This is a genomic window from Pseudomonas sp. R3-57 (assembly GCF_051132065.1).
Taxonomy (GTDB): domain Bacteria; phylum Pseudomonadota; class Gammaproteobacteria; order Pseudomonadales; family Pseudomonadaceae; genus Aquipseudomonas.
Genome location: NZ_CP071655.1, coordinates 1,109,515 through 1,134,738 on the forward strand (window position 1 = coordinate 1,109,515; position 25,224 = coordinate 1,134,738).

A 25,224-nucleotide genomic window follows, 5' to 3' on the forward strand; every position below is an offset into this window, starting at 1 on the left:
GGTCAGACGATTACGTCGTTCGCATTGAGCGAATTGACACCTAGCAGCTGTACTTCGAAATAACCTCCATTGTTTGCGCTCAAGTTCCCCGACAAAACGCTATCGACGAAACGCAATTGCCCGAAGCCGGTGAATTCGTCGGCGCCAATGAACGTCATGTGCTGCAGACCGAGCGTCATCGGGTCACTATCAAAGCTGGAGAAGTCGATCTTGTCTCCTTCCAGTGCGTTGAAGTCGGCAATGATGTTGTGCGACGGGCCTGAGCCGAACTCCAGGCCCAGGTTGATGATGTTGGTGAATGCGAAGGAGTCGGCTCCTGCCCCACCGTTCAACGTGGCGTTACCCCAACCGCCATAGAGTGTGTCATTGCCCTCAGCGCCGAACAGCTTGTCGCTACCTCCCAAGCCCATGAGTACGTTGTTTGCGGAGTTTCCGGTCAGAACGTTATCAAGGTTGTTGCCGGTCAGGCTCAGGTCGGCATTGCCGAGCAACTGGCCGTCTTCGACGTTTTCAGCCAGTGAGTAATTGACGAAGCTCTGGACGAGATCATGACCGCCATTGAAGGGGGATTCGAACACGCTGTCATTGACGTTATCCACGATGTAGATATCGTCGCCACCCTCACCAATCATGTGGTCAGCGCCAAGCCCGCCCGAGAGGATGTTGTTGCCGTCGTTGCCATGCAAGTTGTTATCCAGATCGTTACCGGTCAGGCTCAGGTTGGCGTTACCCATCATCTGGCCATATTCGACGTTGTCTGCCAGCGTGTAGTCGATACTGCTAAAGACGGTGTCCTCACCCTCGTTGGCGAGCTCAACAACGACATCATTGACGTTGTCGACGTAGTAGATGTCATAGCTATCGCCGCCGATCATCGTGTCGGCACCGAGTCCGCCGTCGATATAGTTAATGCCCGAATTACCCCTGATCACGTTGTCCAGGGCGTTTCCGGTCAGCGTCGAATTGTCATCGCCTGTCATCGTCAAGTCTTCGACGTTGGCGCTAAGGGTATAACTGAAACTGGTTCGGACCAGGTCGTGGCCTTCACCCACCTGTTCGGTCACCACGTCGTTGATGTTATCTACGACATAGATGTCATCGCCGGCACCACCGATCATCGTGTCAACACCCAGGCCACCGTCGAGAATGTTACTGCCGATGTTGCCGGTGATGCGGTTGTTGACTGCGTTGCCAGTACCGTTGAGGTTGGCGCTGCCGATCAGGATCAGGTTCTCCACGTTGGCACCGAGGGTGTAGTCGATGGAAGAGAACACGCGATCGAGAGCTGTCAGCGAGGCGTCGGTTTCAATTACCACATCAGCGACGTTGTCGACATAGAAAGTGTCGACCCCATCGCCACCGATCATGGTGTCAGCACCGAGGCCTCCATCAAGGGTATCGTTACCGGCTCCGCCATTCAGGGTGTTGTTGGCGCTATTACCCGTAAGTACATTGTTCAGGCTGTTGCCGGTGCCATTGATGGCGCTGCCAGTCAGCACCAGGTTTTCCAGGTTGGTGCCCAGAGTCCAGTCAACCGAGGCCCGAACAGTGTCGATTTCGGTGGCAAGAGTGCTGGTCTCGGTGATGATGTCAGCCGCGTTGTCGACGACATAGGTGTCGTTGCCGAGGGCACCGATCAGAGTGTCGATACCTGCGCCGCCGTCAAGGACGTTGTCGCCGTCGTTGCCGGTCATACGGTTGCTGACGGCGTTACCGGTGCCGTTGAGGTTGGCAATACCGGTGAGAATCAGATTCTCCACGTTGCTGGTCAGAGCGTAGTCGATCGACGAAAACACACGGTCAAGTGCAGTGAGCGATGCGTCGGTTTCGATGACCACGTCACCGACGTTGTCGACGTAATAGGTATCAACGCCATCGCCACCGATCATGGTGTCAGCGCCTGCGCCGCCATCCAGGGTGTTGGCCGCCGCATTACCGGTCAGGGTGTTGTTCAGCGCGTTGCCGTTGCCGTTGACCGCGTTGCCGGTCAGCACGAGGTTTTCAACATTGGCGCTCAGCGTCCAGTCCAGCGACGAACGCACAGTGTCGATTTCAGTGATCAGCGTGCTGGTTTCCGTCACGGTGTCGCCGATGTTGTCGACGATGTAAGTGTCATTGCCCAGGCCGCCGATCAGCGTGTCGGCACCCAGACCACCATCAAGGGTGTTGTCGCCGTCGTTGCCGGTCATACGGTTGCTGACGGCGTTGCCGGTGCCGTTGAGGTTGGCATTGCCGGTCAGGATCAGGTTCTCGACGTTGGCGCCGAGGGTGTAATCGATGGACGAGAACACCCGGTCGAGGGCAGTCAGTGAGGCGTCGGTTTCGATGACCTGGTCGCCGACGTTATCGACGTAGTAGGTATCGACACCGTCGCCACCGATCATGGTATCGGCACCGAGGCCACCATTCAGGGTGTTGGCCAGTGCGTTGCCGGTGATGCGGTTATCGCGCTCGTTGCCCGTGCCGTTGACGGCGTTGCCAATCAGGATCAGGTTCTCGACATTGGTGCCGAGGGTGTAATCAATGGAGGTGAACACGCGGTCGAGTGCGGTCAGCGAAGCGTCGGCCTCAATGACGACATCGCCGATATTGTCGACGTAATAGGTATCAACGCCATCGCCACCAATCATGGTGTCAGCGCCTGCGCCGCCATCCAGGGTGTTGGCAGCCGCATTACCGGTCAGGGTGTTGTTCAGCGCGTTGCCGTTGCCGTTGACCGCGTTGCCGGTCAGCACGAGGTTTTCAACATTGGCGCTCAGCGTCCAGTCCAGCGACGAACGCACAGTGTCGATTTCAGTGATCAGCGTGCTGGTTTCCGTCACGGTGTCGCCGATGTTGTCGACGATGTAAGTGTCATTGCCCAGGCCGCCGATCAGCGTGTCGGCACCCAGACCACCATCAAGGGTGTTGTCGCCGTCGTTGCCGGTCATACGGTTGCTGACGGCGTTGCCGGTGCCGTTGAGGTTGGCATTGCCGGTCAGGATCAGGTTCTCGACGTTGGCGCCGAGGGTGTAATCGATGGACGAGAACACTCGGTCGAGGGCAGTCAGTGAGGCGTCGGTTTCGATGACCTGGTCGCCGACGTTATCGACGTAGTAGGTATCGACACCGTCGCCACCGATCATGGTATCGGCACCGAGGCCACCATTCAGGGTGTTGGCCAGTGCGTTGCCGGTGATGCGGTTATCGCGCTCGTTGCCCGTGCCGTTGACGGCGTTGCCAATCAGGATCAGGTTCTCGACATTGGTGCCGAGGGTGTAATCGATGGAGGTGAACACGCGGTCGAGTGCGGTCAGCGAAGCGTCGGCCTCAATGACGACATCGCCGATATTGTCGACGTAATAGGTATCAACGCCATCGCCACCAATCATGGTGTCAGCGCCTGCGCCGCCATCCAGGGTGTTGGCAGCCGCATTACCGGTCAGGGTGTTGTTCAGCGCGTTGCCGTTGCCGTTGACCGCGTTGCCGGTCAGCACGAGGTTTTCAACATTGGCGCTCAGCGTCCAGTCCAGCGACGAACGCACAGTGTCGATTTCAGTGATCAGCGTGCTGGTTTCCGTCACGGTGTCGCCGATGTTGTCGACGATGTAAGTGTCATTGCCCAGGCCGCCGATCAGCGTGTCGGCACCCAGACCACCATCAAGGGTGTTGTCGCCGTCGTTGCCGGTCATACGGTTGCTGACGGCGTTGCCGGTGCCGTTGAGGTTGGCATTGCCGGTCAGGATCAGGTTCTCGACGTTGGCGCCGAGGGTGTAATCGATGGACGAGAACACTCGGTCGAGGGCAGTCAGTGAGGCGTCGGTTTCGATGACCTGGTCGCCGACGTTATCGACGTAGTAGGTATCGACACCGTCGCCACCGATCATGGTATCGGCACCGAGGCCACCATTCAGGGTGTTGGCCAGTGCGTTGCCGGTGATGCGGTTATCGCGCTCGTTGCCCGTGCCGTTGACGGCGTTGCCAATCAGGATCAGGTTCTCGACATTGGTGCCGAGGGTGTAATCGATGGAGGTGAACACGCGGTCGAGTGCGGTCAGCGAAGCGTCGGCCTCAATGACGACATCGCCGATATTGTCGACGTAATAGGTATCAACGCCATCGCCACCAATCATGGTGTCAGCGCCTGCGCCGCCATCCAGGGTGTTGGCAGCCGCATTACCGGTCAGGGTGTTGTTCAGCGCGTTGCCGTTGCCGTTGACCGCGTTGCCGGTCAGCACGAGGTTTTCAACATTGGCGCTCAGCGTCCAGTCCAGCGACGAACGCACAGTGTCGATTTCAGTGATCAGCGTGCTGGTTTCCGTCACGGTGTCGCCGATGTTGTCGACGATGTAAGTGTCATTGCCCAGGCCGCCGATCAGCGTGTCGGCACCCAGGCCACCATCAAGGGTGTTGTCGCCGTCGTTGCCGGTCATACGGTTGCTGACGGCGTTGCCGGTGCCGTTGAGGTTGGCATTGCCGGTCAGGATCAGGTTCTCGACGTTGGCGCCGAGGGTGTAATCGATGGACGAGAACACCCGGTCGAGGGCAGTCAGTGAGGCGTCGGTTTCGATGACCTGGTCGCCGACGTTATCGACGTAGTAGGTGTCCACACCATCACCACCGGACATGGTGTCAGCGCCTGCGCCGCCATCAAGAGTGTTATTCAGCGCGTTACCGGTCAGGATGTCATTGAACGCAGAGCCTGTGGCGTTCTCGATCTTTGCGCCATAAGCGATTGCCAACCCGTCATTGATAGCCGTCAGGTTGTTGTAATCGACGAACGCCTTGCCAATCTGACTGTAGGCGCCTTCATTGAGGTTAATGCTGACGGCCGCAAGCTGATTGCTGCCATCGATGGTGTCGTTGCCACCGCCATCCCAGATGGTTTCGAAAATCGACTGGTTGGCCGCCCACTTGTAAACGGTGTCGCCCGCCTGCCACGCCATGTTAGCGCCATACAGACTCTGGATCGCAATGATGTCCAGGACCATCGGTGTGGTTGGCTGGTACGAATAGTTGCTGTTGTAACTCATCACTGTGAAGTGAACATCGTCCAGCGTCGGGTCCAACAGAGTGTTGTTGGTTGAGCTGGTGTCGAAAGGGTGTTTTAGACCCAGCGCGTGGCCGATCTCATGCACGAACGTCAGGTAGTCGTAGCTTCCCTTGCCAGGATTCGCATCATTGGTTTGCGGGCCGATCCAGACGTCCCCGGCTACCGGAGTATTCGAGGGAAAGTAAGCCCAGGCAGCGGTTTTGTCGTCCATCAGTCGATAGCCGCCAAACCGCATGTCACCCACGTTGCTGATAGTGTCGGTGGTCAGGGTGAAATTGATGTTGGCAACAGCGCTCCACGCACCCAAGGCACTGGTAACAGCGTTTTTTTGGCCGGTTGTGAGTTCATACAAGGCGTTGTATTCGTTATCGGGGCTGTAGTCGATAACAAAGTAAGAGGTGCCTGGAGCCATGAAGCTATAGCTCAGATTGGTCGGTCCGGTTGGAGTCCAGTTAGCGCCCACCCAATACGTACCGGAAATGAGGCTGTCGACGATGGCGTTACCGGTCAGCGTGGATGGCAGGCTGAAGGAATAAGTCTTGGGCGTAGGCATGTGGGTTCCTGATGACTATGCGGCCCTTCCTGAATGCGACCGCTACAAAAAGAAATCGATTTTGCACCAGAATTCATCTCTTTGACATCATTGAGCCACTACTTTCTGATGTATGACGTCAAATTTCTGGCCAGCAACGTTTTTATCGGCTTGTAAAGTAGAATGCTGAGTAAACTTGTCCAGCCGCACGTCGAGAATTCAATGTCTGCTCCGGCACCCGCGCTCATCCGCGAAACCTTCCCCGTCGGCCCGCTCCAGTGCAATTGCACGATCATCGGCGACCCGATCAGCAAAAAAGCCATCGTCGTCGACCCCGGCGGCAACCCGGACCTGATCATGGCGCGCCTTGATGCCCATGGTCTGAAAGTCGTCAGCATCGTCCACACCCACGCACATCTCGATCACTTTCTCGCTTCCGGGCAGATGAAAGAAAAAACCGGCGCGACCCTGCATCTGCACAAGGAAGACCAGTTCCTCTGGGACAACCTCGAAATGCAATGCCAGATGTTCGGCGTGCCGTACACCCCGGTGCCGTCGCCGGATCGCTGGTTGAGCGATGACGAAGAACTGGCTTGCGGTTGCGGTGTGGCACTGCACACGCCGGGACATACGCCCGGCTCCATGAGCTTTTGGTTTTCCGAGGCTAAGCTGTTGATAGCCGGCGACACGCTGTTTCGTCGCGGGGTAGGGCGCACGGATTTGTGGGGCGGCGATCAGGCGACCATCGTGCGTTCGATCAAGCAGCGGCTGTATACGCTGGACGAGGACGCAACCGTGGTGACCGGCCATGGGCCGGACACTCGCCTGGGCGACGAGATGCGTGAGAACCCGTTTGTGCGTGCCTGAATTTTTTGTCACGGGTGCCGGGCGGAATTTTTAGGCATTGTCATGATCCAACGCCCGCACGGGTCCATTCATCGATGGCCGCTGCACCATAGAATGCAAAAAATGTAGGAGCTCTCCATGTTCACCACGCGTCGTTTGATTATTGTCGCTACTGCCGTGGCCTTGCTGTCCGGCTGCGCCTCGCCCAATCCGTATGACAATCAGGGGCAGGCCGACGGTGGCTCGCAAGGCATGAGCAAAACCGCCAAATACGGTGGCCTCGGTGCCTTGGCCGGCGCGCTCGCCGGTGCCGCGATCGGTCACGATAACCGTGGTAAGGGCGCGTTGATCGGCGCCGCCGTCGTCGGTGCCTCGGCTGCCGGTTACGGTTACTACGCCGACCAGCAGGAAAAGAAGCTGCGCGCGAGCATGGCCAACACCGGTGTCGAAGTGCAGCGTCAGGGCGATCAGATCAAGCTGATCATGCCGGGCAACATTACCTTCGCGACCGATTCGGCGAACATCGCTTCGAGCTTCTACCAGCCGTTGAACAACCTGGCCAATTCGTTGAAAGAGTTCAACCAGAACCAGATCGAAATCGTTGGCTACACCGACAGCACCGGCAGCCGCCAGCACAACATGGACCTGTCCCAACGTCGTGCGCAGAGCGTGGCGACCTACCTGACGTCGCAAGGTGTCAGCGGTGCCAACCTGTCGGCCCGTGGCGCCGGTCCGGATAATCCGATTGCCAGCAACGGTGACGTCAATGGCCGCGCGCAGAACCGCCGGGTTGAGGTCAACCTGAAGGCGATTCCGGGTCAGCAGTATGGTGGTCAGCAGCAGCCGGGTACGGTGCAGCAGTATCCGTAAGCGAATGCCTGAATGAAGAAATGCCCGGTCTTGTGACCGGGCATTTTTTTGTGTTGGCAATTATGGCCCCATCGCGAGCAGGCTCACTCCTACAGGGGCATGCATTTCAAAATGTAGGAGTGAGCCTGCTCGCGATGGCTATTAAATGGGCACCACAAAATCATCGGATACAAAAAAGCCCCCGGACAATACACTTTTCCGGGGGCTTTTTTATCAGCGAAGGCTGATTACTTCTTCAAACCGTAATGCTCGTCGAGCATGCCCGGCGAGTTTGGGCTCTTCGGCGCATAATCACGCGGCGGTTCCTGATCGCGCGGTGGCGTCAGGCGTTCGCGCGGTGCTTGCGCGGCGTCGGCATGCAGGGCGGCGATCAGGCGCTGGCGGGTCTGTTCGTCGAGGGCCAGACGATTGGCGCCCTCGGCAAGATGATCCTGCACTTCCTGATAGCTCTGAGTGAGCTTCTTGACCAGCATCGCGGTGCTGTTGAAGTGGGTGACCACCTCGTTTTGATAACTGTCGAAACGCTCCTGGATATCATCCAGTTGACGCTGCGTACGGCTCGGTGCGGCGTTCGGCGCAACGCGCGCGATCAGGAATCCAATGGCGACACCCACAACCAGGGCAAGAGTCGGTAACAACCAAACTAAGAGCGAGTGTTCCACGAGTCCTTCCTCTATAAACGGCTTTGCTTTACGTTAACGGCTCGAACCTGCGCTGTATACCGCGATTCACTCGCAATAGATCGGCACAGACAATTTGCTAGACGAGTCGACCCGATTCGAGGTCACGGAGTTCCTCCCTTGCTGATGCGTGAAACCCCTGTAGTAATTGCCGGCCCGGTGGGTCAACTGGAAAGTCTTTACCTGGACAACGAGCAGCCGCGCGGCATCGCGCTGATCTGCCATCCGAACCCGGTGCAGGGTGGCACCATGCTCAACAAGGTCGTCTCGACGCTGCAGCGTACCGCGCGCGATGCGGGTCTGATCACCTTGCGCTTCAACTATCGCGGCGTTGGCGCCAGCGAAGGCACGCACGACATGGGTACCGGTGAAGTCGATGACGCCCAGGCCGCCGCTGCCTGGCTGCGGGAAAAACACCCGGACTTGCCACTGACCCTGTTCGGTTTTTCCTTCGGCGGATTTGTTGCAGCAAGTCTCGGTGGCCGTCTCGAAGCCGATGGCGTGCAGCTCAAGCATCTGTTCATGGTCGCTCCAGCGGTGATGCGCCTCGGCGAGCAGGATCAACTGCCGCAGCGCGGCGAACTGACCGTGATCCAGCCGGAAACCGATGAGGTCATCGATCCGCAGCTGGTTTACCAATGGTCGGAACAACTCCAGCGCCCCCATGAGCTGCTGAAAGTGGCAGAATGCGGGCACTTTTTTCACGGCAAGCTGACCGATCTCAAGGATCTGATCCTGCCGCGTCTCTCGAATTGATTGCAGTCTGACAAGCGATTACCCATGACCAACCGTACCCGCATCCTCACTGGCATCACCACCACCGGCACGCCGCATCTGGGCAACTACGCCGGTGCGATCCGCCCGGCGATCCTCGCCAGCCGCGACAGCAATGCCGATTCGTTCTACTTCCTGGCTGACTACCACGCCCTGATCAAATGCGATGACCCGCTGCGCATCCAGCGCTCGCGTCTGGAAATCGCCGCGACCTGGCTGGCCGGTGGCCTGGATGTCGACCGCGTGACCTTTTACCGTCAGTCCGACATCCCGGAAATCCCCGAGCTGACCTGGCTGCTGACTTGCGTTGCCGCCAAGGGCCTGCTCAACCGTGCGCACGCCTACAAGGCCTCGGTGGACAAGAACGTCGAGACCGGTGAAGACCCGGATGCCGGTATCACCATGGGCCTCTACAGCTACCCGGTGCTGATGGCCGCAGACATTCTGATGTTCAACGCGCACAAGGTGCCGGTCGGTCGCGACCAGATCCAGCACGTGGAAATGGCCCGGGATATCGGCCAGCGTTTCAACCATCTGTTCGGCCAGGGCAAAGAGTTCTTCACCATGCCTGAAGCGCTGATCGAAGAAAGCGTGGCGACCCTGCCAGGCCTCGACGGTCGCAAAATGTCGAAGAGCTACGACAACACCATCCCGTTGTTCTCCAGCGCCAAGGAAATGAAGGACGCGATCTCGCGGATCGTCACCGATTCCAAGGCCCCGGGCGAAGCCAAGGATCCGGACAACTCGCACCTGTTCACCCTGTACACGGCGTTCGCTACACCGGCACAGGCTGACGAATTCCGCAGCGAACTGCTTGGCGGTCTGGGTTGGGGCGAGGCGAAGAACCGTCTGTTCCAGTTGCTCGACAACCAACTCGGCGAAGCGCGCGACAAGTATCACCAGTTGATCGAACGCCCGGCGGATCTGGAAGACATCCTGCAGATCGGCGCGAAAAAGGCCCGTGCCGTGGCCACGCCGTTCCTCAATGAACTGCGTGAAGCGGTGGGCCTGCGTTCGTTCGTCAACCAGGTGCAGGTCGCCGCCACCACCAAGAAGAAAGCCGCCAAAGCCGCGCGCTTCGTCAGCTTCCGCGAAGACGACGGCAGCTTCCGTTTCCGTCTGCTGGCGGCCGATGGTGAGCAATTGCTGTTGTCGCGCAACTTCGCCGATGGCAAAACCGCCGGGCAGGTGACCAAGCAGTTGCAGTCCGGCGAGCCGCTGGACGTGCGCAACGATGACTTGAGCTTCAGCGTCTGGCTGCAAGGCGAATGCGTCGGCGACAGCCCGGCGTTCGCCGACGCGGCTGCGCGGGACGCGGCCATCGAAGCTTTGCGCGTCGCGCTGACTCCGGCTCAGGACTGATCGGCGGCACGGCCCGACCAAGGGCCGATTGCCATTCCTGCGGGCCGTCGCTACAGTGACGGCCCGTTTTTGTTGCCTTGCTAACGAATTATGACGCCCCTAGAACGATATCAAGCAGATCTGAAACGCCCGGACTTCTTCCATGACGCTGCGCAGGAAACGGCTGTGCGTCATTTGCAGCGTCTGTACGACGACTTGATTGCCGCTGACCAGAACAAGCCGGGCTTTCTCGGCAAGCTGTTTGGCAAAAAGGATCAAACGCCGGTCAAGGGCCTGTACTTCTGGGGCGGCGTAGGTCGCGGCAAGACTTACCTGGTCGACACCTTCTTCGAAGCGCTGCCGTTCAAGGAAAAGACCCGCACCCACTTCCACCGTTTCATGAAGCGCGTGCACGAAGAAATGAAAACCCTCGGCGGCGAGAAAAACCCGCTGACCATCATCGCCAAGCGCTTCGCGACCGAGTCGCGGGTGATCTGCTTCGATGAGTTCTTCGTCTCCGATATTACCGACGCGATGATCCTCGGCACGCTGATGGAAGAGTTGTTCAAGAATGGCGTGACCCTGGTTGCGACCTCGAACATCGTCCCGGACGGTCTGTACAAAGACGGTCTGCAACGTGCGCGTTTTCTGCCGGCGATTGCGCTGATCAAGCAGAACACCGAGATCGTCAACGTCGACAGCGGAGTCGACTACCGTCTGCGTCACCTCGAACAAGCCGAGCTGTTCCACTATCCGCTCGACGAGGCCGCTCACGAAAGCCTGCGCAAGAGCTTCAAGGCGCTGACGCCGGAGTGCACCGCCGCGGTGGAGAACGATGTGCTGATCATCGAAAACCGCGAAATCCGTGCCTTGCGCACTTGCGACGACGTGGCCTGGTTCGACTTCCGCGAACTGTGCGACGGCCCGCGCAGCCAGAACGATTACATTGAGCTGGGCAAGATCTTCCACGCTGTGTTGCTCAGCGGTGTCGAGCAGATGAGCGTCACCACCGACGACATCGCCCGACGCTTCATCAACATGGTCGACGAGTTCTACGACCGGAACGTGAAGCTGATCATTTCGGCCGAAGTCGAGCTGAAGGATCTGTATACCGGCGGCCGCCTGACCTTCGAATTCCAGCGTACGCTGAGCCGTCTGCTCGAGATGCAATCCCACGAGTTTCTGTCGCGGGCGCACAAGCCTTAAGCGGAGTCTCGGCAACGAAAAAGGGCCTGCGATTGCAGGCCCTTTTTGATGCGCTGAAGAAAAACCCGAACGCACTTCAATCCCTGTGGGAGCTGGCTTGCCAGCGATGGCGTCGTGTCAGGTGATATTTCTTTCTCTGACAAGCCGCTATCGCTGGCAAGCCAGCTCCCACAGGTTTTGTATTTGCTTCGGGGGCTTATGCAGCCTGCTGAAATTGCTGCCGATACTGGTTCGGCGACAATTCGGTGTGCTGGCGGAACAGCCGCGCAAAGAAGCTCGCGTCGTCGTAACCGACCTCATAGCTGATGGTCTTGATGCTCTTGCGGCTGCCTGACAGCAAGCCCTTGGCGGTTTCGATACGCAGGCGTTGCAGGTAGTGCAGCGGCTTGTCGCCGGTGGCGGTCTGGAAGCGGCGCATGAAGTTGCGGATGCTCATGCCGTGCTCGCGCGCCACATCCTCGAAGCGGAACTTGTCGGCGAAATGCTCTTCGAGCCAGTGCTGGATCTGCAGAATGATCACGTCCTGATGCAGCTTCTGCCCGCCGAAACCGATGCGTCCCGGCGAATAGCTGCGCTGCACTTCGTAAAGAATGTCGCGGGCCACGGCTTGCGCCACGTTGGCGCCGCAAAAGCGCTCGATCAGATAAATGTACAAGTCGCAGGCTGACGTAGTGCCGCCGGCGCAATACAGGTTGTCGGCATCGGTCAGATGCTTGTCCTGATTCAGATAGACCTTGGGAAACCGCTCGGCGAAGGCATTGAAAAAGCGCCAGTAGGTGGTTGCTTCCTTGCCGTTGAGCAAGCCCGCTTCTGCCAGCCAGAACACCCCGGTCGCTTCGCCGCATAACACTGCGCCACGGGCGTGTTGCTCACGCAGCCACGGCAGGACTTGCGGGTAACGGCTGCACAGCGTGTCGAAGTCATCCCAGAACGCCGGAAGGATAATCACATCGGCGTTTTCCAGGCCGCCATCGACCGGCATCACCACGTCACTGAAACTGTTCACCGGTTTGCCGTCGGGGCTGACCAGACGCGTTTCGAACGCCGGTGTCAGGCCCTGGCCCAGTTGTTTGCCATACCGCAGGCTGGCCAGATGGAAGAAATCCTTGGCTTGCATGAGGGTGGAAGCGAAAACCCGGTCGATTGCCAGGATGCTGACGCGCCGCAAGGGCGTGGAGACGTGCTTGGACATAATTCAACTTTTGTTTTGTTTTTATAAGGGAAAGTGGTCACCAGACGGCTGGATCGTCTTATTTTTTGTCGGATGTGTCCAGTGTCCCGTGACGCTGGCGGCGCATAGTCTCTGAAGGACGTATCCCTCCAACAAGAAAGACAGGTGCCGCATGATCCCCAGAACCTTGTTCAGCGCAGAGCACGAATTGTTCCGCGACAGCGTACGAACCTTCCTCGAAAAAGAAGCCGTACCGTTCCACGCGCAATGGGAAAAACAAGGCCACATCGATCGCCAGCTGTGGAACAAGGCAGGGGAGGCGGGGATGCTCTGCTCGCACCTGCCGGAGGAATACGGCGGGTTGGGCGCGGACTTTCTCTACAGCGCGGTAGTCATCGAAGAGGTCGGGCGACTGGGTTTGACCGGAATTGGTTTTTCCCTGCATTCGGACATCGTCGCGCCCTATATCCTGCATTACGGCAGTGAAGCGCTGAAGCACAAATACCTGCCGAAACTGGTTTCTGGCGAGATGGTTACGGCGATCGCCATGACCGAGCCGGGTGCAGGCTCCGATCTGCAAGGGGTGAAAACCACGGCGGTGCTGGACGGCGACGAGTACGTGATCAACGGCTCGAAAACCTTCATCACCAACGGCTTTCTCGCGGACCTGGTGATTGTGGTTGCCAAGACCGATCCCAAGGCCGGCGCCAAGGGCACCAGTCTGTTTCTGGTGGAGGCGAACACCCCGGGCTTCGAGAAGGGCAAGCGTCTGGAAAAGGTTGGCATGAAGGCGCAGGACACGTCGGAGTTGTTCTTCCAGGACGTACGCGTGCCGAAGGAAAATCTGCTGGGGCAGGCCGGGGCAGGGTTCGCTTATCTGATGCAGGAATTGCCGCAGGAGCGTCTGACCGTGGCGATTGGAGGCCTCGCCTCGGCCGAAGCGGCGTTGCAGTGGACACTCGACTACACCCGCGATCGCAAGGCGTTCGGCAAGGCGATTGCCGATTTCCAGAATACCCGCTTCAAGCTGGCCGAGATGGCCACGGAAATCCAGATCGGCCGAGTGTTTGTTGACCGCTGTCTGGAGTTGCATCTGCAGGGCCAGCTCGACGTGCCGACGGCGGCGATGGCCAAATACTGGGGCACCGATCTGCAGTGCAAGGTGCTCGACGAATGCGTGCAGTTACACGGAGGATACGGTTTCATGTGGGAATACCCGGTGGCCCGGGCCTGGGCGGATGCGCGAGTGCAGCGGATCTATGCCGGCACCAATGAAATCATGAAAGAGATCATTGCGCGGTCGCTCTGACCCTCGCGCGACTGACAGACCGCTATCGCGAGCAGGCTCACTCCTACATTTTGGAATGCGTTCCCCCTGTAGGAGTGAGCCTGCTCGCGATTGGGTCTATGAATCAGTCAAGGGGCAGGATTCGGATGATCCTTGTGAATCGCCTCGATCCCGGCCAGCACTTCATCGGAAAGTTTCAGATCGAAACTGGCAATGTTGCTGTCCAGTTGCTCGAGCGTTGTCGCGCCAATGATGTTGCTGGTGACGAATGTTTGCTGATTGACGAACGCCAGGGCCATCTGCGCCGGATCCAGGCCGTGCTCACGGGCCAGGGCGACGTAACGGCTGCACGCTGCCTCTGACTGCGGGTTGAAATAGCGGCTGAAGCGGCTGTAGAGGCTCAGGCGACCTTTCGCCGGACGGGCGCCGCCCTCGTACTTGCCCGAGAGGAAGCCGAACGCCAGCGGCGAATAGGCGAGCAGGCCGCATTGTTCGCGGATGGCGATTTCCGCCAGACCCACTTCAAAGCTGCGGTTGAGCAGGTTGTACGGGTTCTGGATCGACACCGCACGCGGCCAGCCACGGGCTTCGGCCAAGGCCAGAAAGCGCATGGTGCCCCATGGCGTTTCGTTGGACAGGCCGATGTGGCGGATCTTGCCGGCTTTCACTTGCTCATCGAGGGCTTCGAGGGTGTCTTCCAGCGGCGTCAGGTTGGCTTCGGTCTTGTGCTTGTAGCCCAGCTGTCCGAAAAAGTTGGTGCTGCGTTCCGGCCAGTGCAGTTGATACAGATCGATGTAGTCGGTCTGCAGGCGCTTGAGGCTGCCGTCCAGCGCTTCAGTGATGTGCTGGCGGTTGTGGCGCAGGTTTTTGTCGCGAATGTAGTCGATGGTGTTGCCCGGGCCGGCGATCTTGCTGGCGAGGATCCAGTCGGCGCGGTCGCCGCGACTCTTGAAGTAATTGCCGATGTAGCGCTCGGTGGTGGCGTAGGTTTCGGCTTTCGGCGGCACCGGGTACATCTCGGCGGTGTCGAGGAAATTGATCCCGGCCTCTTTGGCGCGTTCGATCTGGGCGAAGGCTTCAGCTTCAGTGTTCTGCTCGCCCCAGGTCATGGTGCCGAGGCAGATTGCACTCACGTTCAGGTCGGTACGGCCTAGCTGGCGATAGTCCATCGGGTGCTCCTTGGGCAAAACAATCATAAAAGCAGGTTGAAATATTTTTCGCAATCTGCATAATTGCCGACCTCTTTCTGCAGTGGAAGTGATGCGCCGCCGCCGAAGAATCTTGCCGTTGAACGGACGCGCCGACCCGAGCCCCCGAAAGCGTCTGTATCCGGCTGCCTTTGACTTGTCAAAGTACGCACTATTCAGTAAGATCCGCCGTCTTATTTACAGGCGGCCCCTGAGGCTATAAAGAATGAAAACTTTTACTGCTAAACCGGAAACAGTAAAGCGCGACTGGTTTGTCGTCGACGCTGCTGGTCAGACCCTGGGTCGTCTGGCCACCGAAATCGCGAGCCGTCTGCGTGGCAAGCACAAGCCTGAGTACACTCCTCACGTTGACACCGGCGACTACATCGTCGTCATCAACGCCGAGCAGATCCGTGTTACCGGCGCTAAAACCACTGACAAAATGTACTACTCCCACTCCGGTTTCCCGGGCGGCATCAAGTCGATCAACTTTGAAAAGCTGATCGCCAAAGCCCCTGAGCGCGTGATCGAGACCGCGGTTAAAGGCATGCTGCCTAAAAACCCACTGGGTCGCGACATGTACCGTAAGCTGAAAGTCTATGCGGGCGCTGCACACCCTCATACTGCTCAGCAGCCCCAAGAACTGAAGATTTAACGGAATAGTTCATTATGTCGGCGACTCAAAATTACGGCACTGGCCGTCGCAAGACCGCAACCGCACGCGTTTTCCTGCGTCCGGGTACTGGTAACATCTCCATCAACAACCGTTCGCTGGATAACTTCTTCGGCCGCGAAACTGCCCGCATGGTAGTTCGTCAGCCGCTGGAGCTGACCGAGACTGTCGAGAAGTTCGACATCTACGTCACCGTGATCGGCGGTGGTGTAAGTGGTCAGGCTGGCGCAATCCGCCACGGCATCACTCGCGCTCTGATGGACTACGATGAAACCCTGCGTAGCGCACTGCGCAAAGCTGGCTTCGTTACCCGCGACGCCCGTGAAGTTGAACGTAAGAAAGTGGGTCTGCGTAAAGCGCGTAAGCGTCCGCAGTACTCGAAGCGTTAATACCGCTTCCACGTTCAAAAAAGAACGCCCGATTCCTCACGGAATCGGGCGTTTTTTTATGCCTGCATTTTTTCCAGAAAGAATTGCGCTGTGACAACTTGCCTCATTCGCAGACCCCCTATACTGCAAGGCTTAGGGGGTGAGAGCTCCGGGTAATTCCCTTGTCAGAATTGGGGGTTTTCATTACCATTCGGCAAAATTTTTATAAGTAGCACGCGGTTTATTTAGTAGACGCCTGATTTAACAGGCCAAAAAAGCTGATGGGAGAGGACTGAATGAGCAATGACGGCGTGAATGCAGGCCGGCGTCGCTTCCTGGTAGCAGCCACATCCGTGGTGGGTGCTGCAGGAGCGGTGGGGGCTGCGGTCCCGTTCGTAGGGTCATGGTTTCCCAGTGCCAAGGCGAAAGCCGCCGGCGCACCGGTGAAAGTGAATGTCAGCAAAATCGAGCCAGGCCAGCAAATGATTGCTGAATGGCGCGGCCAGCCGGTATTCATTGTCCGCCGTACCGAGGAAATCCTGGGGAATCTGAAAAAGATCGAGGGCCAGCTCTCCGATCCGACCTCGAAAAACTCTACGCAACCTACCTATGTCGACCCTGAAGTGCGCTCGATCAAGCCGGAAATTCTGCTGCTGATCGGGATCTGCACGCACCTGGGTTGCTCACCGACTTTCCGTCCCGAAGTGGCACCTGCGGATCTGGGCAAAGACTGGGTAGGCGGTTATTTCTGTCCTTGCCACGGTTCCCACTACGATCTGGCTGGCCGCGTCTACAAGTCGCAACCCGCGCCTTTGAACCTGCCGGTTCCCCCGCATTCCTATGAGACCGATGACCTGATTGTCATTGGCGTCGATACGGAGAAAGCGTGATGAGCAAATTCATGGATTGGGTTGATGCGCGCTTTCCGGCAACCAAGATGTGGGAAGACCATCTCAGCAAGTATTACGCTCCGAAAAACTTCAACTTCTTCTATTTCTTCGGCTCCCTGGCGCTGCTGGTGCTGGTCAACCAGATCGTCACCGGTGTCTGGCTGACCATGAGCTACACGCCGTCGGCAGAAGAAGCGTTCGCTTCCGTCGAATACATCATGCGCGACGTCGAGTACGGCTCGATCCTGCGTTTGCTGCACTCGACCGGCGCTTCGGCGTTCTTCATCGTGGTGTACCTGCACATGTTCCGTGGCTTGCTTTACGGTTCGTACCAGAAACCGCGCGAGCTGGTCTGGGTGTTCGGCATGCTGATCTACCTGGCGCTGATGGCCGAAGCGTTCATGGGTTATCTGCTGCCATGGGGCCAGATGTCGTACTGGGGCGCTCAGGTGATCATCTCGCTGTTCGGTGCGATTCCGCTGATTGGCGACGACCTGACCCAGTGGATTCGTGGTGACTACCTGATCTCCGGCATCACCTTGAACCGCTTCTTCGCACTGCACGTTGTGGCGCTGCCGATCGTGATTCTCGGTCTGGTGGTGTTGCACATTCTGGCGCTGCACGAAGTCGGTTCAAACAACCCTGACGGCGTCGATATCAAGAAGCACAAAGACGAAAACGGCATCCCGCTGGATGGCATTGCGTTCCACCCGTACTACACGGTGAAGGACATTGTCGGTGTCGTGGTGTTCCTGTTCATCTTCTGTTTCATTGTGTTCTTCTTCCCGGAAATGGGCGGCTACTTCCTCGAAAAGCCTAACTTCGAGCCGGCCAACCCGTTCAAGACGCCTGAGCATATTGCACCGGTCTGGTACTTCACGCCGTTCTACGCAATCTTGCGCGCGGTGCCGGACAAACTCCTCGGCGTTATCGCCATGGGAGCAGCGATTGCAGTGCTGTTCGTGCTGCCGTGGCTGGACCGCAGTCCGGTCAAGTCGATGCGCTACAAAGGCTGGCTAAGCAAGATCTGGCTGGTGGTGTTCTGTATTTCGTTCGTGATTCTCGGCATTCTCGGTGTGCTTGCGCCGACGCCGGGCCGGACGTTGCTGTCGCAGGTCTGCACCTTCCTGTACTTCGCCTACTTCATTCTGATGCCGTTCTACACCCGGCTCGAGAAGACCAAACCGGTACCGGAAAGGGTGACTGGCTGATGAAAAAGTTATTGCTTGCTCTGATTTTTGCTGCACTGCCTTCCCTGACTTTTGCAGCCGAGGGCCATGGTCCGGAACTGGAAAAAGTCGACATCGATGTTTCCGACAAGGCGGCTTTGCAGGATGGCGCACGGACCTTTGCCAACTATTGCATGGGCTGCCACAGCGCCAAATTCCAGCGTTACGAGCGGGTCGCCGATGACCTTGGTATTCCCCACGAATTGATGCTGGAGAAACTGGTGTTCACCGGTGCCAAGATTGGCGACCACATGAACATCGGCATGCAGCCGGCTGATGCCAAGACCTGGTTCGGTGCAGCACCGCCGGACCTGACTCTGGTAGCCCGTGTGCGGGGCACTGACTGGTTGTACGGTTACTTGAAGTCTTTTTACGAAGATCCTGCGCGTCCTTGGGGTGTGAACAACAAGGTCTTCCCGAACGTCGGCATGCCTAACGTACTGGTCGGCCTGCAAGGTCGCCAGGTGGTGGGCTGCAAGCAGGTGCAGATCGTCGAAGACGGCAAGAAGCAATATGATCCGTTGACCGGCACGGCTTTGACCCATGAAGCCTGCGATCAGCTGACCATCGTGCCCAAATCCGGTGCTCTGAACGAAGAGCAGTTCGATGAGAAGGTCAAGAATCTGGTAACCTTCCTGGCTTACTCGGCTAACCCGGTTAAGCTGCAACATCAGCGCATCGGTACTTATGTCTTGCTGTACCTGGCGTTCTTCTTTGTGTTCGCCTACCTGCTCAAGCGTGAATACTGGAAAGACGTGCACTGATACGCTTCAAGCATTGCTGTTAATCGCGCGCGCCCAAGGGCGCCTCCGATAAAGCAGGGTCTGCTCGGTCAGACTCTGTGGGGGCGCCCTCTGGGCGCGCGCGTTTTTCCGGTTCCGACAATTTCAACAAGCGAGGAGGATCGCCATGGGCGTGACCAATCGGTTGGCCTGTTACTCCGACCCCGCCGACCACTATTCCCACCGAGTGCGCATCGTGCTTGCAGAGAAGGGTGTCAGCGCCGAAATCATTTACGTGGAAGCTGGCCGCCAGCCGCCTAAACTGATTGAGGTGAACCCTTACGGCAGCCTGCCGACGCTGGTCGATCGCGACCTGGCGTTGTGGGAGTCGACCGTGGTCATGGAGTATCTGGACGAGCGTTACCCGCACCCGCCGTTGATGCCGGTTTATCCGGTGGCGCGTGCCAACAGCCGTCTGCTGATTCATCGCATTCAGCGTGACTGGTGCGGTCTGGTGGATCTGATTCTTGATCCCAAGGCCAAGGAAGCCGCGCGAGTGGTGGCGCGCAAGGAATTGCGCGAAAGCCTGACGGGCGTGTCGCCGCTGTTTGCCGACAAGCCGTTTTTCCTCAGTGAGGAACAAAGTCTGGTTGATTGCTGCCTATTACCCATACTCTGGCGTTTGCCGATCCTGGGTATCGAACTGCCGCGGCCGGCCAAGCCGCTGCTTGATTATATGGAGCGCCAGTTTGCGCGTGAGGCTTTCCAGGCGAGTTTGTCTGGTGTCGAACGCGACATGCGCTAAGGCTTAAGGAGCCGCTATGAACTCCAGTCGACCTTATCTGGTCCGCGCGCTCTACGAGTGGATTGTGGATAACGATTGCACCCCGCACATGCTGGTCAACGCCGAATACCCGGCAGTGCAGGTGCCGCAGGGTTTCGCCAGCGACGGGCAGATCGTGCTGAACATCTCGCCAAGCGCTGTGCGTCATCTGCACATGGACAACGACGTGGTGACATTCGAAGGTCGCTTCGGTGGTGTGCCGCACAGCCTGTATGTGCCGATCAGCGCCATTCTGGGCATCTACGCCCGGGAGAACGGTCAGGGCATGGTGTTCGATCTCGAGTCGCCGCTGGATGACGAAGACGATATCGAGCAGGATGACGACCAGCCGCCACCGGACAGCGAGCCGCCGCGTCCCAGCGGCCGGCCAAGCCTGAAAGTGGTGAAGTAATAAAAAAGGCGATCCGGATGGATCGCCTTTTTTGTGTCTGTCGTTCAGCGGTCAGTCGATGTACTCGAACAGCTTCACGATCTTCTGCACGCCGGAAACACCCTGAACCAGATTGGTTGCCTGTGTGGCTTCCTGTTTGGTCAGCAGGCCCAGCAGGTAGACGATGCCGTTCTCGGTAATGACTTTGATGCGCGAGCCCGGAATGCTGGCGTCGGTGAGCATCTGCGTTTTGATCTTGGTGGTCAGCCATGCGTCATTCTGGCGGGCCAGCAGGGACGAAGGCTGCAGCACTTGCAGCTCGTTGTGGACTTTCTTCACCCGTTGCACGTTGGCGGCAGCCTGTTCGGCCTTGGCCTTGAGGTCTTCGCGCGGGGTCTGGCCGGCGAGCAGTACCACGCCGTTGAAACTGGTGACGACGATGTGCGAATCGTTGTCCAGCGCCGGGTCGGCTTTGGCCACGTTCACGCCGACCTTGGTCTCGATCAACGAATCGTCGATCTTGCTGCCGAAGGTGCGCGTGCCGCGGTCGTCTTCAATCGGCGCTTCCCGGCTGGCATTCACCACCGAGGTGCAGCCGCTGATGCCGAGACACAGAGTCAAGGCCAGAAGGCCAAGGCGATTAGGGGTCATTCTTCACTCCCGAACAGTTGGCTGTCGATCAGATCGCAAAGGCAATGGATCGCCAGCAAGTGGACTTCTTGAATACGTGCAGTGACATTGGCCGGTACGCGAATCTCGACGTCCTCGGGCAACAGCAGCGACGCCATGCCGCCGCCATCGCGTCCGGTCAAAGCTACGACAATCATTTCGCGATCATGTGCGGCCTGGATCGCTTGAATAATGTTCGCCGAGTTACCGCTGGTCGAAATCGCCAGCAACACATCACCTGGCTGACCCAGCGCGCGGATCTGTTTGGAGAACACTTCGTTGTAGCTGTAGTCGTTGGCGATCGAGGTGATTGTCGAGGTGTCGGTGGTCAGCGCGATCGCCGGCAGGCTCGGGCGCTCGCGCTCGAAGCGGTTGAGCAACTCCGAGGAAAAGTGCTGCGCGTCACCGGCGGAGCCGCCGTTGCCGCACGAGAGCATCTTGCCCTCGTTGAGCAGGGCGTTGACCATGACCTGGCTGGCTTGCTCGATGTGCGGTGCAAGTACGTCCATCGCCTGTTGCTTGGTGTCGATACTGGCCTGGAAAAGCTGGCGAATTCGGGATTGCATGTCCATCTGTGTGACCTTAAGTAGCGCGGCTGTCCGGCACATGAATGTGCAGCCCGCAAAGCAAAGAGCAAAATGTGTCGGTGGGATTGTCCGGGTCGCAACGTCGGCGATCAACTGTCGAAAGCATTCTGCAACCAGTTCAGCTGATCCGGGTGGCTGTCGATGGCCACCACGTCGAAGCGGCAGGGGGAATTGGCCCAGCGCGGTTCACGCTGAAGAAAATACTGCGCGGCGAAAATCAGTTTCTGCTGCTTGCGCGCATCGATGCTGGCAAGCGCGCCACCCCATTGAGTGTTCTTTCTATAGCGAACTTCGACGAATACTACTGTATCGCCATCAAGCATGACCAGATCAAGCTCGCCGCGTTTGCATAACCAGTTCTGCGCCAGCAGGCGCAGACCCTGGTTTTGCAGATGCTCCAGCGCTTGGCGCTCGGCATCCTTGCCGCTTTGCGAGCGCGACCTGTCGGGCATCAGCGCGGGGTGTCCGGCAGACGCTGCACCTGACCGCTGACGAATTGTGCCCAAGGCAACTGACGGACGACGCGTTGGGTCTGGGTCATGCCGAGGCTGCCCGACTCACCGTCGATGCGGCTGTCCGGCAGTGCTTTGAGCTGGCCCAGACGCGGTGCCAGGCGATAGGCGTCCACGCCCATTGCGTACAGACGGCCGAGGCTGCCGGCGGCTTGCGGCCACTGGGCAACCACTTGCTGGCGCAGCGGATCACTGGTGTCCAGCAACCATGGGGTTTCGCAGAAGCGAATGCCGTTCATGTCGTTGTACTGGTTGACGTCACCGCTGGCGCTGTAGACGTGCGAAGTCGCGTAGACCGGAACGTCACCGGCGTACTGGAAGTTCAGGGTCGGCTTGATCTGCTGCGCCTGCTGTGGCGTGGCGGCGAGGAAGATGAATTCGATGTCCTGGCGACGCGAAGGCTGCGCGGCGACGTTGGTGCCGGCAGCATTCTGCAGGCTCTTGGCGCGGGCTTCACTCTGACGTAGCTGGAACATGTCGGCGATCTGCTGGGCCAGTTGCACCGGTTGATCAACGCGCTCGGTGGCGACGATGCTGCCACCGTTGGCCTGCCAGTCCTGGCTGAACGCACGCAATACGCGGTCGCCCCATTCGCCTTTCGGCACCATGATTGCGGCGCGGTGCAGGCCATCGGCACGGGCACGGCGCGAGACTTCGCGGGCTTCGTCTTCAGCGGCCAGACCGAACTGGAACAGCTGCGCCGGGCCTTGATCGCCTTCGCTGTAGTTCAGCGCAAGGGTAGTGATCGGCAGTTGCGGGCGGGTGCTCAGTTGCTTGACCAGCGGTTTTTCCAGCGGACCGACCACCAGCTGCACGCCGTCAGCCTGGGCCTTGCGGTAGAACTCGTCCATCGAGGTCAGTTTCGAGCTGTCGTAGAACTCGATGGCGGGCGGTTTTTGCCCGGCTTGTTGTGCCTGGTAGTGCGCCGCCATGAAGCCTTCACGCAAGGCTTTGCCGACTGCGGCCAGTTGGCCATCCTGAGGCAGCAGCAGGGCGATCTTGCTCAGTGGCTGGCTGGCCAGTTCCTTGAGTTTGGTCAGCGGCAGCGGCAGGTTGATCGCGGCCGGGTGCTTGGAGTTCTGCGCGCGCCAGTTGTCGATCGCCGCTTGCTGCTGCTCCAGCGTGCCAGCGGTTTTTACCGCCAGGGCCAGAGCCATCCAGCCGCCGAGGTCGTCGGTGCTGTTGGCTTGCAGTTGGTCGGCCGGCAGCGAGCCGATCAGGGTCCAGATCGCCTCGTGGTTCTTGCTTGCGGCTTCGCCTTCGAGCATTGGTGCGATGAACACGCGTTCGCGGGCCGCGGCCAAGGTCTGGCCATCGGCTTCCAGAGCGCGGGCATGCACGGTGCCGGTGCGCACTTGCTGCTCTTCCGGCATCTCGCCGAGTTTCTGCAGGCTTGGATGACTCAGGGCCGTCAGCGCGGCTTTCGGCTGATTGCGGGTCATGGCCAGTTCGGCGGAAAGCGTGTTGGCGAAAATCTGCTGGCCCGGCTTGAGTTGCTCGACAGGCACTTGTTGCAGGATTTGCGCGGACTGGCCGGCATTGCCCTGACGATAGGCCAGGTCGGCGGCGCTCAAGCGCAACAGAGCGGCTTTTTCCGGGGTCTTGGCCTGGGTCGCCTGTTCGAGCAGTTGCTCGATGCTGGCATCCGGAGTCCGTGGAAGTTCGCCAAGGCTGGAGGAAGGGGAGCTGGCGCAAGCCGCCAACAGGGCAGCGAGGCAGAGGGCAGTGAACAGCCGCAGGCAAGCGATCATGTAAGTGTTCCTGATACTCGATCAAATTAGCGTGGAATTGTACCCAAGCACTGGCCGGGGCGCGATGTTACTGGCGTGAAACGGGCAATTTAGCTGGAGTAAATGTTGCGGCGGACCACAACTGTGCGAAAAACCGCGCTCGGCGCGAGCACGTCGCAAGCCTCGTGACGCGCTACAATGGCCGCTTTTACCGATCACGAGGTGTGCGCTTTGACTGCTCCAGGTTCCCTGAATTCCGCTGCTGGCTCGCTTTATGTGGTGGCGACGCCCATCGGCAACCTGGACGACATCAGCGCCCGGGCCCTGAAAATCCTCCGCGAAGTGGCGTTGATTGCCGCCGAAGACACGCGGCACTCGGCGCGGCTGATGCAGCACTTCGGCATCACCACGCCATTGGCAGCCTGCCACGAACACAACGAACGGGATGAAGGTAGCCGCTTTATTACGCGTCTGCTGGCTGGTGACAATGTCGCACTGATCTCCGATGCCGGCACGCCGCTGATCTCCGATCCGGGTTATCACCTGGTGCGTCAGGCGCGAGCGGCGGGTATCAATGTGGTGCCGGTGCCAGGCGCCTGTGCATTGATCGCGGCGCTGTCGGCGGCCGGTCTGCCGTCCGACCGGTTTATCTTCGAAGGCTTTCTGCCGGCCAAGTCGGTGGGGCGCAAGGCGCGTCTCGAAGCCGTCATGGAAGAACCGCGCACCTTGATCTTCTATGAAGCGCCGCACCGCATTCTTGAATGCCTGCAGGACATGGAAGAAGTGTTCGGCGGCGAGCGTCAGGCGTTGCTGGCCCGGGAAATCACCAAGACCTTCGAAACGCTCAAGGGCTTGCCGCTGGCCGAGCTGCGCGCATTCGTCGAAGCCGACAGCAATCAGCAGCGCGGTGAATGTGTGGTGCTGGTGGCGGGCTGGACGGCGCCGGAATCCGAAGACGCGGTCAGCAGCGAGGCGATGCGTATCCTCGATCTGCTGCTTGAGGAAATGCCGCTCAAGCGCGCCGCTGCGCTTGCCGCACAGATCACCGGTGAGCGCAAAAACGTGCTTTATCAGGTTGCACTGGATAAGCAGAAGGGCGTGTAAGCCGTCGCCCATAGCGGTCTTGCGGGTTTTAGCGCTTGTTCTTCCGCCGCTCTGCCGTTAACCTTCGCGGCGGAGAGTCGATCGGACAGTCGCTGCCCTCTATGAAAATTAGGGGGGGGAGGAAAGTCCGGGCTCCATAGGGCGAAGTGCCAGGTAATGCCTGGGAGGCGTGAGCCTACGGAAAGTGCCACAGAAAATAACCGCCTAAGCGCGCAAGCGCCGGTAAGGGTGAAAAGGTGCGGTAAGAGCGCACCGCACGTCTGGCAACAGTTCGTGGCTAGGTAAACCCCACTTGGAGCAAGACCAAATAGGGTCCCAAGGCGTGGCCCGCGCTGGGACCGGGTAGGTTGCTAAAGATGTCCAGTGATGGCCATCGTAGACGAATGACTGTTCAAGACAGAACCCGGCTTACAGATCGACTCTCCACCTTTTCTTTCCCTGCTTGAATCAATGGCAACAGGGCTGTGTAATATCAGCAGGCCTGGGCTGAAAGTCCGGCAGCGGCAAACGCGGTAATAGCCATTTCCCACCTCGCTTCAATCAACAGCAGAAGCGCATTTGTAATACCGAAAAAATCTTACTCTTAACAAACTACTTTA

The 25,224-nt window shown here is 58.8% G+C and carries 22 protein-coding genes and 1 other RNA gene; 15 read left to right on the forward strand and 8 right to left on the reverse strand.

Annotated features, from left to right (window positions below; translation table 11 throughout):
* Positions 1 to 2 precede the first annotated feature (2 nt).
* Positions 3 to 5,585 carry a matrixin family metalloprotease gene (locus tag J3P93_RS05195; RefSeq protein WP_434595623.1) on the reverse strand — a complete coding sequence of 1,861 codons (5,583 nt, stop codon included), beginning with the start codon at positions 5,583 to 5,585 and terminating at the stop codon, positions 3 to 5.
* A 201-nt stretch (positions 5,586 to 5,786) separates the two neighbouring features.
* Between J3P93_RS05195 and J3P93_RS05200 the strand changes: the two genes are divergently transcribed.
* Positions 5,787 to 6,431 carry an MBL fold metallo-hydrolase gene (locus tag J3P93_RS05200; protein WP_434595625.1) on the forward strand — a complete coding sequence of 215 codons (645 nt, stop codon included), beginning with the start codon at positions 5,787 to 5,789 and terminating at the stop codon, positions 6,429 to 6,431.
* A 117-nt stretch (positions 6,432 to 6,548) separates the two neighbouring features.
* A complete protein-coding gene (locus J3P93_RS05205) occupies positions 6,549 to 7,280 on the forward strand; it encodes an OmpA family protein (RefSeq protein ID WP_434595627.1) in 732 nt (243 codons plus the stop codon).
* A 227-nt stretch (positions 7,281 to 7,507) separates the two neighbouring features.
* On the opposite strand, the gene J3P93_RS05210 is transcribed toward J3P93_RS05205, so the two are convergent.
* Entirely contained in the window at positions 7,508 to 7,942 is a 435-nt protein-coding gene (locus tag J3P93_RS05210) for a YhcB family protein (RefSeq protein WP_016773251.1), read from the reverse strand.
* A 144-nt stretch (positions 7,943 to 8,086) separates the two neighbouring features.
* Here J3P93_RS05210 and J3P93_RS05215 point away from each other — a divergent pair, with 144 nt between their 5' ends.
* The 3 genes from J3P93_RS05215 (at position 8,087) to zapE (ending at position 11,281) form a co-directional block, all read left to right on the forward strand.
* Entirely contained in the window at positions 8,087 to 8,716 is a 630-nt protein-coding gene (locus J3P93_RS05215; RefSeq protein ID WP_434595629.1) for an alpha/beta hydrolase, read from the forward strand.
* Positions 8,717 to 8,740: 24 nt separating this feature from the next.
* Positions 8,741 to 10,096 carry a tryptophan--tRNA ligase gene (locus J3P93_RS05220; RefSeq protein WP_434595631.1) on the forward strand — a complete coding sequence of 452 codons (1,356 nt, stop codon included), beginning with the start codon at positions 8,741 to 8,743 and terminating at the stop codon, positions 10,094 to 10,096.
* 90 nt (positions 10,097 to 10,186) lie between these two features.
* Positions 10,187 to 11,281, forward strand: coding sequence for a cell division protein ZapE (zapE, locus tag J3P93_RS05225; protein ID WP_090286153.1), 1,095 nt, complete (start codon positions 10,187 to 10,189; stop codon positions 11,279 to 11,281).
* Positions 11,282 to 11,477: 196 nt separating this feature from the next.
* Here zapE and J3P93_RS05230 read toward each other — a convergent pair whose 3' ends face one another.
* A complete protein-coding gene (locus J3P93_RS05230) occupies positions 11,478 to 12,374 on the reverse strand; it encodes a GlxA family transcriptional regulator (RefSeq protein ID WP_172833317.1) in 897 nt (298 codons plus the stop codon).
* 250 nt (positions 12,375 to 12,624) lie between these two features.
* Here J3P93_RS05230 and J3P93_RS05235 point away from each other — a divergent pair, with 250 nt between their 5' ends.
* Positions 12,625 to 13,761, forward strand: a complete 1,137-nt coding sequence (locus J3P93_RS05235) for an acyl-CoA dehydrogenase family protein (protein WP_434595634.1) — start codon at positions 12,625 to 12,627, stop codon at positions 13,759 to 13,761.
* A gap of 107 nt (positions 13,762 to 13,868) precedes the next feature.
* Here the strand turns inward: J3P93_RS05235 and J3P93_RS05240 are convergent, their stop codons facing one another.
* Complete coding sequence (locus J3P93_RS05240) at positions 13,869 to 14,909, reverse strand: NADP(H)-dependent aldo-keto reductase (protein WP_093098461.1); 1,041 nt, start codon at positions 14,907 to 14,909, stop codon at positions 13,869 to 13,871.
* Positions 14,910 to 15,153: 244 nt separating this feature from the next.
* Between J3P93_RS05240 and rplM the strand changes: the two genes are divergently transcribed.
* The 7 genes from rplM (at position 15,154) to J3P93_RS05275 (ending at position 20,044) form a co-directional block, all read left to right on the forward strand.
* On the forward strand, positions 15,154 to 15,582 hold the full coding sequence (gene rplM, locus J3P93_RS05245; protein ID WP_003228062.1) for a 50S ribosomal protein L13: 429 nt from the start codon (positions 15,154 to 15,156) through the stop codon (positions 15,580 to 15,582).
* Between the two features lie 14 nt (positions 15,583 to 15,596).
* A complete protein-coding gene (gene rpsI, locus J3P93_RS05250; protein ID WP_003228056.1) occupies positions 15,597 to 15,989 on the forward strand; it encodes a 30S ribosomal protein S9 in 393 nt (130 codons plus the stop codon).
* A 275-nt stretch (positions 15,990 to 16,264) separates the two neighbouring features.
* Entirely contained in the window at positions 16,265 to 16,858 is a 594-nt protein-coding gene (petA, locus tag J3P93_RS05255; protein WP_007917031.1) for a ubiquinol-cytochrome c reductase iron-sulfur subunit, read from the forward strand.
* Positions 16,858 to 18,069, forward strand: a complete 1,212-nt coding sequence (locus J3P93_RS05260) for a cytochrome b (protein WP_042608381.1) — start codon at positions 16,858 to 16,860, stop codon at positions 18,067 to 18,069. The genes petA and J3P93_RS05260 overlap by 1 nt, the downstream gene beginning before the upstream one ends.
* The gene (locus tag J3P93_RS05265; RefSeq protein WP_093098468.1) at positions 18,069 to 18,851 is read left to right on the forward strand and encodes a cytochrome c1; all 783 of its coding nucleotides are present in this window, start codon (positions 18,069 to 18,071) and stop codon (positions 18,849 to 18,851) included. Before J3P93_RS05260 ends, J3P93_RS05265 begins: the two co-directional genes overlap by 1 nt.
* A 145-nt stretch (positions 18,852 to 18,996) precedes the next feature.
* Positions 18,997 to 19,614, forward strand: a complete 618-nt coding sequence (locus J3P93_RS05270; RefSeq protein WP_090286143.1) for a glutathione S-transferase N-terminal domain-containing protein — start codon at positions 18,997 to 18,999, stop codon at positions 19,612 to 19,614.
* Between the two features lie 16 nt (positions 19,615 to 19,630).
* Complete coding sequence (locus J3P93_RS05275; RefSeq protein WP_208939826.1) at positions 19,631 to 20,044, forward strand: ClpXP protease specificity-enhancing factor; 414 nt, start codon at positions 19,631 to 19,633, stop codon at positions 20,042 to 20,044.
* A gap of 51 nt (positions 20,045 to 20,095) precedes the next feature.
* Here the strand turns inward: J3P93_RS05275 and J3P93_RS05280 are convergent, their stop codons facing one another.
* From J3P93_RS05280 to J3P93_RS05295, 4 genes are all read right to left on the reverse strand, one after another.
* Positions 20,096 to 20,674, reverse strand: coding sequence for a BON domain-containing protein (locus J3P93_RS05280; protein WP_203419433.1), 579 nt, complete (start codon positions 20,672 to 20,674; stop codon positions 20,096 to 20,098).
* On the reverse strand, positions 20,671 to 21,264 hold the full coding sequence (locus J3P93_RS05285; RefSeq protein WP_236484915.1) for a phosphoheptose isomerase: 594 nt from the start codon (positions 21,262 to 21,264) through the stop codon (positions 20,671 to 20,673). The genes J3P93_RS05280 and J3P93_RS05285 overlap by 4 nt, the downstream gene beginning before the upstream one ends.
* Before the next feature lie 104 nt (positions 21,265 to 21,368).
* A complete protein-coding gene (locus tag J3P93_RS05290; RefSeq protein ID WP_434595639.1) occupies positions 21,369 to 21,731 on the reverse strand; it encodes a YraN family protein in 363 nt (120 codons plus the stop codon).
* Positions 21,731 to 23,542: a penicillin-binding protein activator gene (locus J3P93_RS05295; protein ID WP_434595641.1), complete on the reverse strand. Its 1,812-nt coding sequence runs from the start codon at positions 23,540 to 23,542 to the stop codon at positions 21,731 to 21,733. Before J3P93_RS05295 ends, J3P93_RS05290 begins: the two co-directional genes overlap by 1 nt.
* A gap of 177 nt (positions 23,543 to 23,719) precedes the next feature.
* Here J3P93_RS05295 and rsmI point away from each other — a divergent pair, with 177 nt between their 5' ends.
* Positions 23,720 to 24,625, forward strand: a complete 906-nt coding sequence (rsmI, locus tag J3P93_RS05300) for a 16S rRNA (cytidine(1402)-2'-O)-methyltransferase (RefSeq protein ID WP_434595643.1) — start codon at positions 23,720 to 23,722, stop codon at positions 24,623 to 24,625.
* Between the two features lie 73 nt (positions 24,626 to 24,698).
* Positions 24,699 to 25,052: RNase P RNA component class A (gene rnpB, locus J3P93_RS05305), an RNA gene on the forward strand.
* Positions 25,053 to 25,224: the final 172 nt, after the last annotated feature.

Bases quoted from the DNA above. Each gene is read 5' to 3' on its own strand.
- J3P93_RS05195 (WP_434595623.1), bottom strand. From the start codon at position 5,585: ATGCCTACGCCCAAGACTTATTCCTTCAGCCTGCCATCCACGCTGACC.
- J3P93_RS05200 (WP_434595625.1), top strand. From the start codon at position 5,787: ATGTCTGCTCCGGCACCCGCGCTCATCCGCGAAACCTTCCCCGTCGGC.
- J3P93_RS05205 (WP_434595627.1), top strand. From the start codon at position 6,549: ATGTTCACCACGCGTCGTTTGATTATTGTCGCTACTGCCGTGGCCTTG.
- J3P93_RS05215 (WP_434595629.1), top strand. From the start codon at position 8,087: ATGCGTGAAACCCCTGTAGTAATTGCCGGCCCGGTGGGTCAACTGGAA.
- J3P93_RS05220 (WP_434595631.1), top strand. From the start codon at position 8,741: ATGACCAACCGTACCCGCATCCTCACTGGCATCACCACCACCGGCACG.
- zapE (WP_090286153.1), top strand. From the start codon at position 10,187: ATGACGCCCCTAGAACGATATCAAGCAGATCTGAAACGCCCGGACTTC.
- J3P93_RS05235 (WP_434595634.1), top strand. From the start codon at position 12,625: ATGATCCCCAGAACCTTGTTCAGCGCAGAGCACGAATTGTTCCGCGAC.
- J3P93_RS05240 (WP_093098461.1), bottom strand. From the start codon at position 14,909: ATGGACTATCGCCAGCTAGGCCGTACCGACCTGAACGTGAGTGCAATC.
- rplM (WP_003228062.1), top strand. From the start codon at position 15,154: ATGAAAACTTTTACTGCTAAACCGGAAACAGTAAAGCGCGACTGGTTT.
- rpsI (WP_003228056.1), top strand. From the start codon at position 15,597: ATGTCGGCGACTCAAAATTACGGCACTGGCCGTCGCAAGACCGCAACC.
- petA (WP_007917031.1), top strand. From the start codon at position 16,265: ATGAGCAATGACGGCGTGAATGCAGGCCGGCGTCGCTTCCTGGTAGCA.
- J3P93_RS05260 (WP_042608381.1), top strand. From the start codon at position 16,858: ATGAGCAAATTCATGGATTGGGTTGATGCGCGCTTTCCGGCAACCAAG.
- J3P93_RS05265 (WP_093098468.1), top strand. From the start codon at position 18,069: ATGAAAAAGTTATTGCTTGCTCTGATTTTTGCTGCACTGCCTTCCCTG.
- J3P93_RS05270 (WP_090286143.1), top strand. From the start codon at position 18,997: ATGGGCGTGACCAATCGGTTGGCCTGTTACTCCGACCCCGCCGACCAC.
- J3P93_RS05275 (WP_208939826.1), top strand. From the start codon at position 19,631: ATGAACTCCAGTCGACCTTATCTGGTCCGCGCGCTCTACGAGTGGATT.
- J3P93_RS05280 (WP_203419433.1), bottom strand. From the start codon at position 20,674: ATGACCCCTAATCGCCTTGGCCTTCTGGCCTTGACTCTGTGTCTCGGC.
- J3P93_RS05285 (WP_236484915.1), bottom strand. From the start codon at position 21,264: ATGGACATGCAATCCCGAATTCGCCAGCTTTTCCAGGCCAGTATCGAC.
- J3P93_RS05290 (WP_434595639.1), bottom strand. From the start codon at position 21,731: ATGCCCGACAGGTCGCGCTCGCAAAGCGGCAAGGATGCCGAGCGCCAA.
- J3P93_RS05295 (WP_434595641.1), bottom strand. From the start codon at position 23,542: ATGATCGCTTGCCTGCGGCTGTTCACTGCCCTCTGCCTCGCTGCCCTG.
- rsmI (WP_434595643.1), top strand. From the start codon at position 23,720: ATGGCCGCTTTTACCGATCACGAGGTGTGCGCTTTGACTGCTCCAGGT.